14 protein-coding genes are annotated in these 16,813 nt (G+C 54.8%); 4 read left to right on the top strand and 10 right to left on the bottom strand.

All coding sequences use genetic code 11. From position 1 onward, the window contains the following. Positions 1-59: 59 nt before the first annotated feature. The 3 genes from panB (at position 60) to WKJ03_RS14910 (ending at position 2,315) form a co-directional block, all read left to right on the top strand. Positions 60-854 carry a 3-methyl-2-oxobutanoate hydroxymethyltransferase gene (gene panB, locus WKJ03_RS14920; protein ID WP_337843029.1) on the top strand — a complete coding sequence of 265 codons (795 nt, stop codon included), beginning with the start codon at positions 60-62 and terminating at the stop codon, positions 852-854. 7 nt (positions 855-861) lie between these two features. Further along, positions 862-1,704: a pantoate--beta-alanine ligase gene (panC, locus tag WKJ03_RS14915; RefSeq protein WP_337843028.1), complete on the top strand. Its 843-nt coding sequence runs from the start codon at positions 862-864 to the stop codon at positions 1,702-1,704. Positions 1,705-1,904: 200 nt separating this feature from the next. After that, the gene (locus WKJ03_RS14910) at positions 1,905-2,315 is read left to right on the top strand and encodes a hypothetical protein (RefSeq protein ID WP_337843027.1); all 411 of its coding nucleotides are present in this window, start codon (positions 1,905-1,907) and stop codon (positions 2,313-2,315) included. A 51-nt stretch (positions 2,316-2,366) separates the two neighbouring features. Here WKJ03_RS14910 and WKJ03_RS14905 read toward each other — a convergent pair whose 3' ends face one another. Both WKJ03_RS14905 and panP read right to left on the bottom strand, forming a co-directional pair. After that, positions 2,367-2,558 carry a PspC domain-containing protein gene (locus tag WKJ03_RS14905; protein WP_337843026.1) on the bottom strand — a complete coding sequence of 64 codons (192 nt, stop codon included), beginning with the start codon at positions 2,556-2,558 and terminating at the stop codon, positions 2,367-2,369. A 133-nt stretch (positions 2,559-2,691) separates the two neighbouring features. Beyond that, positions 2,692-4,338, bottom strand: coding sequence for a pyridoxal-dependent aspartate 1-decarboxylase PanP (gene panP, locus WKJ03_RS14900; RefSeq protein ID WP_337843025.1), 1,647 nt, complete (start codon positions 4,336-4,338; stop codon positions 2,692-2,694). Positions 4,339-4,602: 264 nt separating this feature from the next. Between panP and WKJ03_RS14895 the strand changes: the two genes are divergently transcribed. After that, entirely contained in the window at positions 4,603-6,477 is a 1,875-nt protein-coding gene (locus tag WKJ03_RS14895) for an EAL domain-containing protein (RefSeq protein ID WP_337843024.1), read from the top strand. On the opposite strand, the gene WKJ03_RS14890 is transcribed toward WKJ03_RS14895, so the two are convergent. From WKJ03_RS14890 to WKJ03_RS14855, 8 genes are all read right to left on the bottom strand, one after another. Next, positions 6,478-8,316: a M48 family metallopeptidase gene (locus WKJ03_RS14890; RefSeq protein WP_337843023.1), complete on the bottom strand. Its 1,839-nt coding sequence runs from the start codon at positions 8,314-8,316 to the stop codon at positions 6,478-6,480. A gap of 8 nt (positions 8,317-8,324) precedes the next feature. After that, entirely contained in the window at positions 8,325-8,918 is a 594-nt protein-coding gene (locus tag WKJ03_RS14885) for a LemA family protein (protein WP_337843022.1), read from the bottom strand. Between the two features lie 88 nt (positions 8,919-9,006). Beyond that, positions 9,007-10,311 (bottom strand): MFS transporter, encoded by a 1,305-nt coding sequence (locus WKJ03_RS14880; RefSeq protein WP_337843021.1) that lies wholly within the window; start codon positions 10,309-10,311, stop codon positions 9,007-9,009. Beyond that, on the bottom strand, positions 10,308-11,450 hold the full coding sequence (gene nagA, locus WKJ03_RS14875; protein ID WP_337843020.1) for an N-acetylglucosamine-6-phosphate deacetylase: 1,143 nt from the start codon (positions 11,448-11,450) through the stop codon (positions 10,308-10,310). The genes WKJ03_RS14880 and nagA overlap by 4 nt, the downstream gene beginning before the upstream one ends. Further along, the gene (locus WKJ03_RS14870) at positions 11,447-12,439 is read right to left on the bottom strand and encodes an SIS domain-containing protein (RefSeq protein ID WP_337843019.1); all 993 of its coding nucleotides are present in this window, start codon (positions 12,437-12,439) and stop codon (positions 11,447-11,449) included. The genes nagA and WKJ03_RS14870 overlap by 4 nt, the downstream gene beginning before the upstream one ends. Beyond that, positions 12,436-13,326 (bottom strand): BadF/BadG/BcrA/BcrD ATPase family protein, encoded by an 891-nt coding sequence (locus tag WKJ03_RS14865; RefSeq protein ID WP_337843018.1) that lies wholly within the window; start codon positions 13,324-13,326, stop codon positions 12,436-12,438. The genes WKJ03_RS14870 and WKJ03_RS14865 overlap by 4 nt, the downstream gene beginning before the upstream one ends. An 85-nt stretch (positions 13,327-13,411) precedes the next feature. After that, the gene (locus WKJ03_RS14860) at positions 13,412-14,488 is read right to left on the bottom strand and encodes a hypothetical protein (protein ID WP_337843017.1); all 1,077 of its coding nucleotides are present in this window, start codon (positions 14,486-14,488) and stop codon (positions 13,412-13,414) included. 42 nt (positions 14,489-14,530) lie between these two features. Beyond that, positions 14,531-16,798 (bottom strand): alpha-N-acetylglucosaminidase TIM-barrel domain-containing protein, encoded by a 2,268-nt coding sequence (locus WKJ03_RS14855; protein WP_337843016.1) that lies wholly within the window; start codon positions 16,796-16,798, stop codon positions 14,531-14,533. Positions 16,799-16,813 lie beyond the last annotated feature (15 nt).

Genomic DNA, 16,813 nt, shown 5'->3' with positions numbered 1-16,813 from the left:
GCGTAAAATTATGCGAAGGTTCGCGCCGAAAACTCCCTTCGTGGTCGGATGAGAACAAGATGGCCAAAATTACCACTTCAGCTCTGCTGAAAATGAAACAGAAGGGCGAAAAAATTACCGCCCTCACCGCTTATGACGCCAGTTTTGCCAAGCTGTTTGCTGACGCTGGTGTAGAAGTACTGCTGATTGGCGACTCGCTGGGCATGGTGTTGCAAGGGCACAGCGACACCCTGCCGGTCACCACCTCCGATATCGCCTACCATACCCGCAGCGTCCGTGCCGGTGCGCCTTTGGCTTTTGTGATTGCCGATATGCCTTTTATGAGTTACGCCTCGGTCGACCAGGCACTGCACAACGCCACTCCGCTAATGCAGGCGGGCGCCAATATGCTGAAACTCGAAGGCGGCGACTTCTTATTACCCACCATCAAAGCCATGACAGAACGCGGCATTCCGGTCTGCGGCCACCTGGGTTTAACGCCTCAATCTGTGCATGTGTTTGGCGGTTTTAAAGTGCAGGGGCGGGACGAACAGGCGGCAGAATCCATGTTGCAACAAGCCCTGGCTTTGCAGGACGCCGGTGCTCAGTTGTTGGTGCTGGAATGTATACCCTCCACCCTGGCGAAACGGATCAGCCAGGCCCTGACCATTCCGGTGATCGGCATAGGCGCCGGTGCCGACACCGATGGCCAGATTTTAGTGATGCACGACTTACTCGGCATCAGCTCTGGTTATATTCCGAAGTTCTCGAAAAACTTTCTGCAGGAAACCGGTGATATTAAGCAGGCGATTGGCAAGTATATTCAGGACGTCAAATCCGCTGCTTTTCCTGGCGCAGAGCACAGTTTCAGCTGAGGTCGGTATGAAGATTATTCAGGATATCCACGAGTTACGTGCCACAGTTCGCGCCTGGCGTCAGGCCGGTGAGCGCATTGCTTTTGTGCCCACCATGGGCAACCTGCATCAGGGCCATTTCAGCCTGATTGATGTTGCCCGCCAGCAGGCTGATCGGGTCATTGCCAGTATTTTTGTCAATCCGATGCAGTTTGGCCCAACCGAAGATTTGGATAATTACCCAAGAACCCTGCAACAGGATTGCGAAGGTTTAACTGCCCACCAGGCCGATGCAGTTTTTACCCCGACACCACAACTGATGTACCCGCGTGGCCTGGATGTGCAAAGTTATGTCGAAGTGCCCCAACTTGGTGATCACCACTGTGGTGGCAGTCGTGCCGGCCATTTCCGTGGTGTATCCACCATAGTGACCAAGCTGTTTAATCTGGTGCAGCCCGATGTCGCCTGTTTTGGTCAGAAGGACTACCAACAGCTGGCGATTATCCGCCAGATGGTGACCGACCTGTCGATGCCTATTGAGATTATTGGCGTGCCGACCTGTCGTGCAGAGGATGGCCTGGCGCTGAGCTCACGTAATGGCTACCTGAGCGCAGAACAACGGGCCGTTGCACCAGCGCTTTACCAAAGTCTGCAATGGTTAAAAGCCCAGTTGGTTTCGGGCGCAACAGATTTGCGCGCTTTGGAGCAGCAAACCAAACAACGTTTGCAGCAAGCAGGCTTCAGACCGGATTACCTGAATATCAGCAACCAACTGACGCTGGAACCGGCCAAGTTGGCCTCTGAGCCGCTGGTGGTACTGGCTGCCGCTTACTTAGGCACCACTCGCCTTATCGACAATATTGAAATTTAAATCTGGCCCCAGGGAACACCAGTCTTGGTCCCTGGGAGTTCCCCCCTGAGTCAATACTCTGCTTGCCTGAAAATCTGTTCAGCCACAATTCATTAACAAATGTTTATAACACGACAGCTCACTCCACACAGGCAGTTCATTGACTCAGTGCGGAACAAGAGGTTGAAACTCCCCCTATTGACGATCACAAGGAATCTTAAGTGAATAAACATCTGTTATTTTCTCTGGCGTTATTATCGTTTTCTTCTCTGGCTGACGACCAAATCGGCCTTTCCATCGGTACCCCGGCGGCAATAAACTTTGTCTACAAAGGCGAAATTGCCGACTTACCGCTGCAATTGTCCGGCGGTTATTGGGGAGATGCGGCCCGGGGCATCGAACTGGGTTATCGATTTATGGAGCAAGACTCAGCATTCTCCAGCGCTCAGTTTTTAGTCGGTTACTCCAGAACTGAAGATAGGCATGATGAAGTCGACGAATGGTCTTATGTTGGGGTATCCGCCACATTTACGTACAAAGGATTTTATCTGGAGCCTGGTTTGTCCATCGGTACGGGTGACTACTCCAACCCTCAGCTGCTGTTGCAAGCTGGTTATATGTGGAGTTTCTGATCCGCCCGTACGGAACAAGGATGTCAGTCACTGACACCTTGTTCCAGTCAGTTAATCCGATTTTGGCATCAATAACCACAACACCAGATACACCAGAATACCCGGGAAGGCCGCAGACAATACGCTGACCAACACATACAGCAGCCGCACCGCGCCCGCAGACCAGCCAAAATAATCGGCAATGCCACCACAAACCCCAAAAATCCATTTGTCGTTGGACAGTTTCAGTACTTTTTCGCTCATCAGCAATCCCCTTTGGCCTTTTGCTCTACCCTAAAGGGCCTGGTGCTGAACTGCAAGCGGCAAAACGCAACAAAATTTGTCTGAAAAAAAACAGCGGCAAGCCACTGTTTTAGATTCTGTTCGCTGCCTTTATTCAAGCTGCACTGTCACGCACCAGCTGCAACAACTTGGGTAAATACTCAGTGTCCTGTGCCGCGATCTGTTGTTGCTCAACCAACACATCCTGCAGGATCTGATCAGTCGTCAGCGGGTTGGCCAGTACCACCCGGAATACCACTGTGCCTTGCCTGTGGTATTGTGCTGGCTGAATACGGGTACGGGACACAAAAGACAGACCCTCTTCGCGCTGACGTTTCTGAATAAAACGGGTCAGGCCGTTGAGCAGCTCATTAAATTTTTGCAGTCGCTCAGCAGTAGCCCCTTGCATAGCGGCCTGAACTTCGGCCGGTACATAACGGTAAGTCAGCAGGCAGAGTTCAGGTTCTGTGATCAGTTCAAATTCGCTGTGCTGCTGAATTAATCCGGCAAAATAACGCGCTTTGTCCAAAGAGCGGTTAATCAGAATTTCATAACCTTTGCGGCCAATCACCTGCAGACAGGCATGCACCAGCATCGCCATGCCGGGACGGGACCCCTCCAGCGTCTGGCTGCCTAAGTCTTTGGAGCCTTTACGCAGAATATATTCGGCATGATGTTCAATCACATGGGCGGATGACGGGTGTTTAAACACCACCATACCAGCGCCCATTGGCACATACATTTGTTTATGAGCGTCGATAGTGACCGAATCAGCCCGCTCAATACCAGAGAGCAAGTGGCGGTATTTCTCAGAAAGTAAGGTCGCGCCCCCCCAGGCGGCATCCACATGGAAATGACAGCCCAGTTCGTGCGCTAAATCAGCCAGTTGATGCAAAGGGTCGACATTACCGGTTTCAGTGGTGCCGGCCACGCCAACAATCGCCATCACCTTAATCTGCTTGCTTTGCAGCTCTGCTGCTACCCGGCGCATTTCATCAAGCCGGACTTTATTGTTCTCGTCAGTCTGCACCGGCACCAGGTACTCACGGCCTATGCCTAACAAGTCGGCTGCTTTGCCCAGTGAATAATGACCACGCTCCGACACCAGAATGGCCAAACCTTCATAGCCATAATGCTTCATGGCGCGGAACAGCCCTTCTTTGGCGACACCTTTAAAGTCGCCGTCGGCTTTTAACAAACGGTTACGGGCTATCCAGAGTGCCGTGATATTGGCAATGGTGCCGCCAGAACAGAAAGCGCCCAGTGAGTGGTTGGCGCTGTGCATCCATTTTTTATAAAAACCGTCCGTTTCGCCGTAGACCAGATGGTGCATCATGCCCAGTACCTGACGCTCCAGCGGGGTAAAGGCTTTGGAGGTTTCAATCTTCACCAGATTCTGGTTCAGCCCCACCATCATTTTCGACAGTGGCAACACAAAATAAGGCAAAGCCGAGGTCATATGCCCAATAAAACTGGGCGCGGCCGTGTGGACTGAATGCGCCACCAGTTGCTGCATAATCTGTTCAGCATAGTCAGAAACAAAACGCGGATCGGCCGGGATTTGATGCGCCTGAAAATCACGTTCAATTTGCCACAGGGGTTTTTCAACTGCGACAATACTTTCACGCAGAAAACCCGCCAGATTCTGCGAGATGTTCTGTTCAATAATGCTTAGCGTAGAATCTGGTGCCTCAGGCACAGTAAAAATCCGCCACAGTGCCTCTTCTGAAGCCGTGGCCAGACGTTTGCTCTGTTCTGTCATTCTATCCTGTCTCGCCGGGTCGGAACTGGCCTGTAATTTTTATTCAGGTGGCCAGATTTTCAGGTCGTTCTAAAAGTCGCCACTGTAATCAATTGCCCGGAAAATGTCTTTAAAAAAATTCATCTGGCAGTCATATTGCGGTGACTGGCAGAAATTGTGCAAAGTCAGTGCAGAGCCAGAAATCAGCTAAAAGGCTGTCAGGCCGAACGAAATCGGCTAAGCTATCAAAGCTTTGTTTTTAATTCAGTTTTTTTGGGAACATTCATGCTGCGGATCCGTTCAGTGCCTTTTGTGTTGTTTAGCCTGGTGGTCTACCTGGCTGCAGTCAGTGTGTACTGTTACCAGCATTACCAGCACAACTTCCAGAGCCGTCTGGCTCAGGTGGATCAGAAATTGCTCGACGCTGCTCAGGCAGTTCCTTATTTGCTTGGCGAAAACTACCACAACGGCATCCAGGGTGCGCAGCATATCTCACGCAGCCGTTATCTGGAGCTGGCGAAAAACCTGAGTGATTACGCCAAAAAAATCAATATTCAATACCTGTATTCGATGGTGCTGGTGGATGGCAAGGTGCATTTCACTTCGTCCAGTTATACAGAAGAAGATTTACTCAAAGGCCAGTTAAGTTACTTCTACGACTACTACCCTGAAGCCACCGAAGCGAACAAAGCCGCTTTCGCCTCCACCACACCAGTGTTTGAACAATCCGAAGACCTGTTTGGTGAATTCCGTTCCGTGTTGGTCCCCATGACGAGTTCAGATGGCACCGTCTACCTGGTCGGAGCGGATATAGCGCTGGCCGACATTGAGCAGTGGCTGGTGCAAAGTTTAACGGAAGCCATTTCCTCCAGCGCCGTCTTCTTCGCCCTGGCATTATTATTGGCGCTTTGTTATGCCACTTTGCTGCGGTACAACCTGACGACAGATCCCTTATCCGGCTGCCGCAATGGCCTGGCGCTGGAAGATCATTTACGCAGTGGCAGGCCGTCAAACAGCCAGCTGGCCATAGTGCAGGTCAACAATCTGGAAGAAATCAGTCACCTCTATGGCACAGCAGTAGCAGAACAGGCCATGCAGCTGTTTATCCTCAAGCTGCAAAACCATACCGGTGACGCCTTCAGTATTTACCGGCTGGCCTTTGAAAAACTGGCTATCCGACGCACCCGTGCCGTGCCTGATCAGGAATTGCATGAGCTGCTGACCCACTTTGATTTCAATGAAGCGGTGTCAGACGACCCTTACCTGATATTCACTGTAACTTTGGGCATTGCACAGGGGGACGCTCAGTCAGTGCTGGAGAATGCGACTCTGGCAGTCAACTCAGCCCGACTGCAACAGCAACCGCTGCTGGTCTATTCCGATTCGTTATTAGCATTAAAACAGCACCTGCACACCAATATCAAAATGGCCCGCGAAGTGCGTGAAGCCATAGGCCATGAGCAAGTGGTGCCTTATTTTCAGCCAGTGGTTCATATCAGTACCGGCGAGATTTATCAGTATGAATGCCTGGCGCGGATTTTACGCAGTGACGGCAGCATTCTGACACCGGATCAATTCTTAAGTATTATCAACCGCAGCTACCTTGATGCCGAACTGACCAAAATGATGTTTATCAAAAGTGCCAGTCAGTTTGCCCAGTCTCAGGTCAGCTGGTCGATGAATATTAACTGCCGGGATTTGCTGGATGATGACTTGCAGCAGTTTTTCCTCGACTATCTGTCGCATTATCCGCAGCCACAACGGGTCTGTTTTGAACTGGCCGAGGCTGGCGTATTGCCACAGCTTGATCGCTGTAAAACTGCGGTGAAAGCCTTGCAACAGGCGGGAGCCAAAGTAGTGCTGGACGATTTTGGCAGCGCCAGCGGCATTGGCCTGGCCGATTTACTGCAACTGCATGTGGATGGTCTGAAACTGGATGGCAGCCTGACAGAGCTAATCAGCCACGACCCGGACGTGCAGCTCTTTATTGAACATATCAGCTCCTTCGCCCGGCAAACCAATTTACTGCTGATTGCTGAAATGGTCGAAAGTAAACAGGCGCTGGATATGCTGGAGCGCAGCGGTATCCGCTATGCTCAGGGCTATTATTTTGGCCCGGCCGCGCCGGTGCCGCTGCGTTACCACGAACAAGGTCTGTAATTAGACCAAACCAGTGGTCAGCGCCGCTAACTGCTCGGGGTCCAGCGGGATCTCAAGCAGCAGCGCCATAACATAGAGCAGCAGCGATTCCTGCGCATTGAGCAATTGGTCGGCCTTGACGGCCGCCTGCAGCATCTGCCAGAGCTGCTGTTTGACAGCCGGCGCTGAATGGATCAGCACAGGCAAGGCCTGGCTAAGCTGTTCCAGACTGGCTTCAGACACCGCAGTGTCGGGTGCCAGCCTCAAAGCCTGCAAGCCTGCAACCCGGCTTTGCTGCTGTAACTGTTCAGACTCCGCCAGCCCGGCACAGGCCGCCAGCAATACAAGAGCCTGAGGCTGGATTTGGCTGAGCTGCCGGCAACTGTCGCTGCGGTGCAACAACTGGGCATCAAACTGCGCCCCCACCGTATGCTGCAGCCAGCTGATCACACACCACTCATACAAATCTGTCTGCTGGTCATGTCGCACCAGCTGCTCACAAAGCACTGACAACTGGCGAAACTGCGCCGCACTGAGTTGCTTTAAACCAGGCACAGCCACTTGCAACAACTGCAATTTGTGCAGCGCACTCAGTGGCATCACATCAGGCAACAAGCGCTCAACACTGCGGGCAAACTCCTGCCCCAGCTGCCTGGCTATCAAGGCCAGCTGGTTATCTTTCTGGGGTTGTTGCAGCAAACAGGCACAACAGAGTACCGGCGCCTGCGCTGTCTGCCGAAGCTGACTTAGCAGCACCAGCGGCAAAGCGGCAAATGCGCTGGCTGCCTTCGGCTGTGGCGTTTTAGCCACTGCGGGTGTCGCACTGGCAGTTGGGTTGATGGACGAACCATCCCACTGTGGGTCCAGCCGTAAAATACGTTCTTTCAGTGGCGGATGGGTGGCCAGCAACCGGGTAAAACGCGGCAAGGCATCGGCGAAAAACAAATGACTCATTTCAGCGGCATTCGGATGACGGAGCCGGCCATGCTCAGCCAACAGACCAATCCGCTTCAGCGCACCGGCAATACCGGCCGGGTTGCGGGTAAACTGCACCGCACTGGCGTCGGCCAGAAACTCACGCTGCCGGCTGACCGCGGCTTTAATCAGGCTGCCAAAAAACACCCCCAAGTAGCCCAGCAGCATAAGGCCAAGGCCTAACAGCAGCAGTGCGTTGCCATTATCTTTGGAATTTGAGCTGCGGCGGCCGCCGCCATGACGCAGCAAAAAGTAACCACTATGGCCAATAAATTCGATACCGTGCAGCAGTGAAATCAGCCGGATATTCAGCCGCATATCGCCGTTGAGGATATGGCTGAACTCATGGGCTATGACCCCCTGCAGTTCATCCCGGTTCAACTGGTCCAGACAGCCTTGTGTCACCCCCACCACGGCATCTGCAGGTGAATAACCAGCCGCAAAAGCATTGAGGCCCTGCTCAGGCAGCAGATAAACAGGAGGCACAGGCACACCTGAAGCAATCGCCATTTCTTCCACCACATTGAGCAGTTGGCTCTGCGACGCATCAGCCAAAGCCCGGTCCAGCCGTTGGCCACCTAATGCCTGAGCCACGGCTGGTCCACCCTGCCCCAAGGCCGCCTGTTTAAACAAAATGGCAAGAAGCACAGCGCCACAGACAGCTGCGCTCAGCACACCCATAATGCCCCAGGGCAGGCTATGCAGCCAACGGCCATCAGCCCACTGGTGCAGATCCTGGTACTGTGCCGGTTCCAGCAGCCCCAAGGTCACCAGTAGCAACAGATTGGTCACCAGCAGCAATAACAACAAGGCCACCCCAAACAACAACACCAGAAGACGGGTATTGCTGCGGGCCTTGTCCTGCTCGGCAAAAAAATTACGCATCGCAGTACTTAGAAGCTGACTTTAGGTGCGGCCTGAATAGCGGCACTGTCGGCAAACTCCAGCAATCGGGCGTCCTGTTGATGACCAAACAGGGTGGCAAAAATCAGCGGAGGGAAACTTTGTTTGTAGCTGTTGTATTCGGTGACTGCATCGTTAAAGGCCTGCCGGGCGAACGCCACTTTATTTTCGGTGCTGGTCAGCTCTTCCGACAGCTGCATCATGGTCTGATTGGCTTTTAAATCAGGGTAGGCTTCCATCACCATGCTGAAACGGCTCAGTGCGCCTTGCAATGCCGACTCAGCACCAGCCAGCTGACCAATAGCCGCCGCATCCGCAGGCTGAGCAGCCGCTGCCTGCAATGAATTGCTGGCACTGTTACGGGCGGCAATCACGGCTTCAAGGGTGTCGCGCTCATGCGACATATACCCCTTGGCGGTTTCAACCAGATTGGGGATCAGGTCATAACGGCGCTTCAACTGCACTTCTATCTGGGCAAAGGCATTCTGGAAACGGTTTTTCAGCAGCACCAGCCTGTTGAAGATACCCACCGCATAAAACACCAGTATCAGTGCTACCACTGCGGCAACAATCGCAACCCACATAGCCACTCCTTGTTTATCTTTTAACCGATAAGTTCAGCTTTTGTCTGATAAAGCAGCAATGTAGCACCGATACTCTGGAATAAACAGTCTAAGGTCTGCGGCGCAAGGTGCAGCCATGCACAGCGTAATACAGGATCATCGCATAACAAGGCAGCATGATGCTGTAACCGGCAATGGCGCCAAACTGCTCAGACAAAGCGCCGTAGCCCAACGGTAACAAAGCCCCCCCAGCAATGCCCATAATCAATAAAGCCGATGCCTTTGGGGTTAAGGACGCCAGACCAGACAGCGCCAGTGGCCAGACCGCGGGCCACACCAGCGCATTGGCCAGCCCCAGCAAGGCCACCCAGGCCACAGGGTCTGGCAAAGTGCCGATGCCTGCCCAGCCCCACAGCAGCTCAGACACCCCATCACTCTGCGGGCTTGAGCCTAAAATGCCAAAGGTGCAGACCAAACCCAAGAGGGCAGAAGCCGCCAGCGCCTGGCGTTGTGACAGGAAACGAGGGACCAGTAGCAAGCCAAGGCTATACCCCAACACCATAAAGGCCAGGGTGTAGGACGTCAGAGTGGTGACATTGGGCAGCTGCAATGCTGCACCCAGCATGCCGATGGTGTCACCGGCAATCACCTCCACACCAACGTAACAGAACAGGGTCAGCACACCCAGCAGCAAATGCGGGTACTGCCAGACCGACAAGGTCTCCCCGTCGGCTGAGGCCGCGGGTTCCTCCGGCAAATCGGGTAATGCAGAAAAACGCAGCGCCACCGCCAGCAGCAGCATGGCGAGCGCTATACCGGCATAAGGCCATATCAGCTGATGCGCCAGCTGCTGCAACGCCTGCTGTTGTTCAACCGGCGCCATCGCAGCCAGACTGCTTGCGTTCAGATGGCCCAAATCCGCCAGCACCAGCCAGGTAAAGACGATAGGCGCCAGCACCCCGGCACTTTTATTCAGAATGCCCATCAATGAAATACGGGCCGCCGCCGACTGCTCTGGCCCCACCCGCACCAGATAAGGGTTGGACGCGGTTTGCAGCAAGGTTAAGCCTGAGCCCACCACAAACTGGGCCAGCAAAAATACCGAAAACTGTTGGCTCAGTGCCGCCGGAATAAACAAAGCGCAGCCCAGAGCAATCAGGCCCAAGCCAATGGACATCGCGTTTTTATAGCCAGACCAGGCCAGTACTTTGGCCATTGGCAGTGCCATCACGACATAGGCAATATAAAAGCTGAAGGCAATCAGCAAAGCTTCAAACTCACCCAGCTGACAGACCAGCTGCAAAAAGGGGATCAAAGCGCCGTTCAGCCAGGTAATAAAACCAAACATAAAAAACAGCACGCCAATAATGGCGATAGGTTGCAGGCTCTGCTGCGGAGTCACGGGATGGGTCATTCTGCCTTCCTCTGAGTTAGCTGTTGGGGTTCGCCATGCAACCAGCACTGGCTGAGGTTCAGTTGCGGGTCCAGCAGCAGCATGGAGGCTGAGCTGCCAGCCGCTAATACGCCAAGCTGCGACAAGCCCAGCATACGGGCCGGATTGGTACTCAGGGCTTTTAATGCAAAGGACAATGGCAGTACCAGGTCGGTGCAAAAATGCTGCAGCGCCGTCATCATGTCCAGCGCCGAGCCAGCCAGGGTGCCATCCGGCAGGGTTAACTTCAGGCCGTCACGGCGGATCTCAGTGTCCAGATAGGCCAGGGTCTGCAAGGGGCTGCCGGTATGAGCCATCGCATCTGTCACCAAAATCAGCTTGTCTTCGCCTTTGCAGCGCGCCGCCAGCAGCGCTGACAACGGATGCACATGCAAATGGTCCAGGATCAGCCCACAATAGGCCGGGCTGGTCAGCGCCGCGCCGACCATGCCTGGCTCCCGGCTGGTCAGTGGCGACATGGCATTAAACAAATGGGTAAAGCAGCAGGCTCCGGCATCCAGTGCTGCCAGGGCCTGCTCGGCGGTGCAGGCCGAATGCCCCAGACTGACCAGCACGTCTTCGGCGCACAGCTCACGGATTTGGCTGACCGGCACCGTTTCCGGTGCCACAGTCAGCAGCACTTTGCCGAGATCTCGCCGGCACACCAGCCGCATTTCAGCGTCCGTCAGAGGCCGGATCTGCGCGGCAGGGTGAATACCGCGGCGCGCCACCGACAAATGCGGACCCTCAAAATGAATACCCAGCACCGTATGACCGGTTTGCGGCAACAGCTCGGCGACCGCATCGGCGCCTTGTTGCATCACCTCAAGGCGGTCGGTGATCAGCGTTGGCAGCAGACCCGTCGAGCCAAACTGCAGGTGGGCATCACTGATCTGTTTAAGCGCCGCCACAGTCGGCTGCTGGTTAAACAACAGCCCACCGCCACCATTGACCTGAATATCAATAAAACCAGGGCACAAGGTGCCTTGCAACTGGATCTGCTCCGGCGGCGGCCGGACTCCGGCCTGCACAGCCAGGATCCTGTCCTGCTGCCAGTCGACCCGGACGTCGCGCAGCAACTGCTGGCCATCAAAGCAATGGGACACGTACAGGCTGTTCATCGGGTTATGGTTACCTTATTCAATCCCACAGGGGCATCCGGGTTTTTCCCCATGGCCAGCGCCACAGCTTCAATATCCAGATAAAAACGCTGCATCAGCAGCAAGGGCTGCAAGCGTGAATGCACAGCAGACAGACCCGGTATTAAATGCAGTACCTTGCCACCACGGCGCTGTACTTCAGCAACCTGCGCCTGATGGGCTTGCAGCGTCTCGTCACTCAGGTCCACGTCCAGCAGGGTCAGTGGCTGATTGAGCAACGAAATAGGCCCGTGCAAAAACTCAGCGCTGCTGAAGGCTTCGGCCTGAATGCCACAGACTTCTTTAATCTTTAACGCAATTTCCCGTGCTATCGCATACCCAAAAGCCCGGCCAAGCACTACAGAATGGCGCAGTTCCTGTACCTGCTCCGCCTGCAGCTGAGCTGGCTGGCTTAACACCTGTTGCAACTGAGCTGGCAGTTGCTGCAGCGCGCCCAGCAATTGCTCGTCTTGCTTCCAGTGCGCCACCAGCGACAACAAGGCCGACAAGGTGCACAGGTAACTTTTGGTTGCGGCGACCGCTTTTTCCGGGCCAGCCAGCAACGGGATGGCATAGTCCGCCAGTGCAGCCAGTGGCGAGCTGATGTCATTGACCAGTGCCACCACCAGAGCACCACTTTGTCTGGCGGCTCTGGCCTGCGCCAATAAATCTTCACTGCGGCCAGATTGTGAAATCAGCAGCACCAAAGCGCGCTGCAACCGCAACTGCTGGCCAAACAGGCTGGCGACAGAGGGCGCAGCAGCTGCCACCACCACGCCCAGCTCCACTTCAATCAAATACCGGGCAAACACGCCGGCATGGTCAGAGGTTCCGCGCCCGACAATGTACACAAAGGCCGGGTCAAACTGGCGGATCTGCTGCGCTATGGTCTGATACAAGGCCGCGTTGTCTCTGATTTGCTGTTCAATCCGCTGCCAGCTTTCGCTGGCTTCCTGACGCATTAAGGTCATACCGAAGTCTCCATAAAAAGTTGTCGTGCCAGCGTGACTGCACCGGCTTCAGCTGAGCTCAGCACCGGGCTGAGTTGTTGCGAAAATGAGTCGGGCAACAGCTGGCTCCAGGCTGGTGCCAGGCCGCCCAGCATGGCAATCCGGTTGGCGCCGGTTTGCGCTAGCCGCTGCAGCAGTGCCTGGATATAAGCCCGCCCCTGCTCCACTATGGCCATAGCCTTGGCGTCGTGCTGCTGGTGCCACTGCAGTACTAAAGGGGCTAAGGCGGCAAAGTCGGCCGCTTTGTAAGGCAGGCAGCAGGCAATCAAATCCATATTGCTCTGCACCGCTAAAGTACGGCACAACGCCTGGGTCAGACCGCTGGGCGGCTGCAAGCCATCCAGTACGTCCAGGGTGGCACCTACAGCCTGCCAGCCCAGCCAGGCCCCACTGGCGCGGTCGCCAAGCGGAAACCCCTGGGCACTGAATATGTGCTGCTCACCAGCAATGCTCGAAAAGGCTGAAGTGCCGGTACCGGTGATCAGAATGCCGCCGTCCTGGCCACCATGGGCACCGACGCAGGCAATATGTAAATCAGTGGTCACCCGCATCCGGCCAAAGGGATGCCCCCATTGCTCCATCTGTCGCAACGCCGTGGGCACATTGACACCAGCCAGACCCAACACCACCTGGCAGTTGCCAAGCGCCGATTCAGTAAAACCTGCGCCCGCCAGCGCCTGGCGACTGGCATCCAGCACTGAGGCAATCGCCTGCTCCGCATCAGTTGCCGGATTGGCAGGCCCGGATAATGCCTCCGCCAGCAGATAACCTGATGCACTTTCCAGTCGGGCCCTGCATTTGGTGCCACCACCATCGATCCCGATAAAAAGTTGTTGTTTGCGCAGCACAGTTCCCCCTGTGGTTGAAGCCGCTGATTTTGGGCAAGCCGAGGCCATTCCCCCCTTCGTCAGGGAGAAGTCCTGCAACACTGCGTTAAATTTTTACGAATATCTTGCGCTTGTAGAGCCACCAGACCGGCAGGTAACACAGCAGCAAAAAGGCCACTATCCAGAGCGCTGCACTAAAGAACTTATCCAGTCCCAGCTGCTGGGCAAACTGCAGATAAGCCTCATGCACAGAACTGCCGCCGAGCGGCACTTCCAGCAGTTTTTCCAGCGCCACATGCAGCACATAAGCCACAATGGCATTGGCGCCGAAGATCAGCGGCACCCTGGTGCCGTACTGGTAACCGCGCACGTCGGTGTACCAAATCAGCAGCCCCAGTACCATACTGGCCATGCCGCTGGTCACCAGTACAAAGGAGCTGCTCCAGATTTGTTTGATCAGCGGGAAGGACAAACTCCAGAGCAGGCCCAGCAAAAAGCTGGCAAAGCCCAACACAAAAAGCGCCATCACCAATTGAGGCAAGTCCTGCTTATAACGCAGCACCAGCCGGCCCATTAACACGCCGAACAAACCACTGGCGATGGCAGGCCAGGTGCTGAGAATACCTTCAGGATCCCAGCTGCCACGCCACAACATGCCCGGCAGATAAGCACTGTCAAACCAGTTAATCAGGTTCGCCCCCCGTTCCAGCTGACCGGCAGCCAAGCCAGGCGCCGGTACCCATAAAATCAGCAGCCAGTAACTTAACAAAATGCCTGCCATCACCTGCACCAGCCGTTTGCTGCTGCAATGCAGTGCCAAAAAGGAACAGGCCATATAAACAAGCGCAATACGCTGCAGTACCCCCAGCAGCCGGATGTCACTGAACTTCAGGTACATCAGGTTCACCACCAGCCCAAGAACAAACATGATCAGGGTGCGGCGCAACACCTTGAGCCGCAAGGCCGATAACTCAGCACTGCTGCGCTCTGCTGGCCGGAAGCCAATCGCAATGGCTACACCGACGATAATCAGGAAAAACGGGAAGATAAAATCTGCAAAGGTGACGCCGTCCCAATAGGCATGGGAAAACTCACCATAAGTGTTGGGGCTGTTGACCATAATCATCAGAATAATGGTCAGGCCGCGGAATAAATCTAACGCCAATAAACGCTGGTTCTGCATAGTTCTGTCCTGGCCGCACCTGAGCTGCGGCCGAAAAAAGGTTTACAAGTTAGACGGTGGCGCTTTGCTGTCGCTGATCAACTGCTGAATTTGCTGCACGGCGGTATAAGGGTCAGCCGGTGCCACCAAAGGCGCAGCCAGCGGCTGCTCAAGCCAGGCCTGTTCAAAGGCCAGTAGTTTCTGCTCTATCAGGGCTTCGTCCAGCTTTTTGCCTTGTGTGGCAGCCTGCTTCAGTTCGTCCAGCATCAGCTCCCAGCGCGGCAGGTAATACTGGGCGTACAGGCCATGCCAGGCTTTGGAGGCATAGTCTTTCAGCTTATTACCGCCCCAGCGGCTGACCTGTAACCTGGCGTTGCGTTCGTACAAAGCCGCATCGGCGTCATTGTCCGCATAAGCTCTGGCATCAGCCACCCAACTGAACAGGCTTTCCTGTTGACCTGCCATCAGGGCATCGGTCGCCAGCATCAGTTGCCTGGCCTGCTGGCGCCGCAAGTCGCCCTCTGCCACTTTGTGCTGCTGATAAGCCAGCATGCTGTGCTGCAACAGCATATCGATATGCTGTGACGCGGCATGACGGGCAAAATCTACCAGGTCGTAACTCAATAAGGTTGAACGTTCAGCGGCAGGCAGCGCCGCCAGTTCCCGCACCGCCTGATCCAACAGCGCCAGATTGCCCGGTGCACCTGTGTAGCGCAGGTATTCCAAAGACGGCCGTTTTGCCAGCAGATAAGCACCGGCTGAACCTTCCCACCAGCGTGGTTCCCAGTATTTGGTGCTGAGCACCGCTTTGTAGACTTTATTCCAGGCCGACAATAAGGCCGGGCTGGTCTGGCCGTAGCGGGCTTTCAGGTACTGTTCCAGCCAGCTCAGCGTCACTTCAGCCTGCCCTTGCCAGGCCAGGTCAAACATAAACTCGTAAGCGACCGAATTGCTGTGAATGCCTTCAGGGAACACACCATAACCGGTCAGTTTGCCATTGTCCGGATGCTGCATGGCGACGGCCACTTTATCCCGGTAATAATCCAGATCGGCATACACAGGGTTACTGCCGCCATAATTGTGGATAAATCCAAACACCCACTGCTTGTTGTAAAAACCTTTGGCTTTTTGCCAGACATCAAAGCGGTCATTGCCAATGTCGTGGATCATCAGTTTTTGATCCGGCACCCGGCTTAAAAAGGCTTCAATTGAGGGCAAGTCCCAGAAATGCTGATCAGAACCAAACATCCAGCCCTGCATCACCCACACCGCATTTGGCGCCGCCTGCGCCAAAGACTGATACAAGGCCTCACCGTAACCGGCCAGATCCTGATAGCGGTGCTGCTCGGATACCGGCGGCAGCATCTCGTTGAAGGCATCCATCAGGTAGTACTGCTGGGCACCGTATTCGGCGTTGTAGAGCTCAATAAAACGTTTGGCGACTTTGGCAAACAAGGGGTCCGCCGGGTCCAGCCAGTAGGTTTCATGGGCAAAGCCAGACCATTTCGGCATAGCGGAAATTTTTGCCTGTGGAAACAGCGTTTTAAACTCTTTTGGCACATAACCGGAAAATGCTGGCACCACAGGTTTCATACCGTAGTCGCTCATGCGGCTGAGAATTTGTTTTTGCAGCGCGCGTTTTTTTTGAATGTACTGCGCAGGCAACGGCCCTTCATGGCCTTCAATATTGCCCATACGCTGCCAGGGCGTAAAAGCCGGGCCTGAGAAATAACTGGCCAGTTCGCTGTCGGCCACACCAAATTCGTGCCACAACTGTTGCCAGATATATTCCTGGCCTTCCATAGCAACCGGGTTGTTGACGCCGTGCAGCGCCATCCAGTCCAGTTCCTGTTGCCAACGGTCCCAACCCCACCAGGGGCTGGAATAACCATAAGCACAGACATTCAGATAAGCGCGCTGGGCAAATAAAGACGTCACCCGCTCGGCCGGATAATCGGCAAACTGTGCCGGTAATGCCACCCGGCTGCCTTCCCAGCTGACCGATAAAGCGCCGGTTTGGCGCAGGTATTCGTAAGTGCCGTAACTCAGCGCCGTCAGCGCATTGGCACTGACATAAAGCTGACCGTCTTTGGCTTCCAGCTGATACCAGTCAGGCTGATTGTCCTGCACCAGTGCCAAATGCAGGTTGGTTGGCTGTAAGCCGGTCACGCGCTCAAATAAATCCAGGACTGGTTGTACCCCGCTCTGCTGCTCTGCAGCGCCGATTTGGGGTTCGCTGCTTTTTACCTCTGGGGCTGGCTGACAGGCACTCAACAGCCCGGACACCACACAAGCAGCCACCAGAGTCAGGGAAAACTTTGGTAAATACATCGGGAAAATCCTGTT

This window comes from Rheinheimera sp. (genome assembly GCF_037442525.1).
Lineage (GTDB): Bacteria > Pseudomonadota > Gammaproteobacteria > Enterobacterales > Alteromonadaceae > Pararheinheimera.
The sequence above is the reverse complement of the archived record's forward strand: the minus strand, read 5'-3'. Positions and strand labels throughout refer to the sequence as shown.

Bases quoted from the DNA above. Each gene is read 5' to 3' on its own strand.
- panB (WP_337843029.1), top strand. From the start codon at position 60: ATGGCCAAAATTACCACTTCAGCTCTGCTGAAAATGAAACAGAAGGGC.
- panC (WP_337843028.1), top strand. From the start codon at position 862: ATGAAGATTATTCAGGATATCCACGAGTTACGTGCCACAGTTCGCGCC.
- WKJ03_RS14905 (WP_337843026.1), bottom strand. From the start codon at position 2,558: ATGAGCGAAAAAGTACTGAAACTGTCCAACGACAAATGGATTTTTGGG.
- panP (WP_337843025.1), bottom strand. From the start codon at position 4,338: ATGACAGAACAGAGCAAACGTCTGGCCACGGCTTCAGAAGAGGCACTG.
- WKJ03_RS14895 (WP_337843024.1), top strand. From the start codon at position 4,603: ATGCTGCGGATCCGTTCAGTGCCTTTTGTGTTGTTTAGCCTGGTGGTC.
- WKJ03_RS14890 (WP_337843023.1), bottom strand. From the start codon at position 8,316: ATGCGTAATTTTTTTGCCGAGCAGGACAAGGCCCGCAGCAATACCCGT.
- WKJ03_RS14885 (WP_337843022.1), bottom strand. From the start codon at position 8,918: ATGTGGGTTGCGATTGTTGCCGCAGTGGTAGCACTGATACTGGTGTTT.
- WKJ03_RS14880 (WP_337843021.1), bottom strand. From the start codon at position 10,311: ATGACCCATCCCGTGACTCCGCAGCAGAGCCTGCAACCTATCGCCATT.
- nagA (WP_337843020.1), bottom strand. From the start codon at position 11,450: ATGAACAGCCTGTACGTGTCCCATTGCTTTGATGGCCAGCAGTTGCTG.
- WKJ03_RS14870 (WP_337843019.1), bottom strand. From the start codon at position 12,439: ATGACCTTAATGCGTCAGGAAGCCAGCGAAAGCTGGCAGCGGATTGAA.
- WKJ03_RS14860 (WP_337843017.1), bottom strand. From the start codon at position 14,488: ATGCAGAACCAGCGTTTATTGGCGTTAGATTTATTCCGCGGCCTGACC.
- WKJ03_RS14855 (WP_337843016.1), bottom strand. From the start codon at position 16,798: ATGTATTTACCAAAGTTTTCCCTGACTCTGGTGGCTGCTTGTGTGGTG.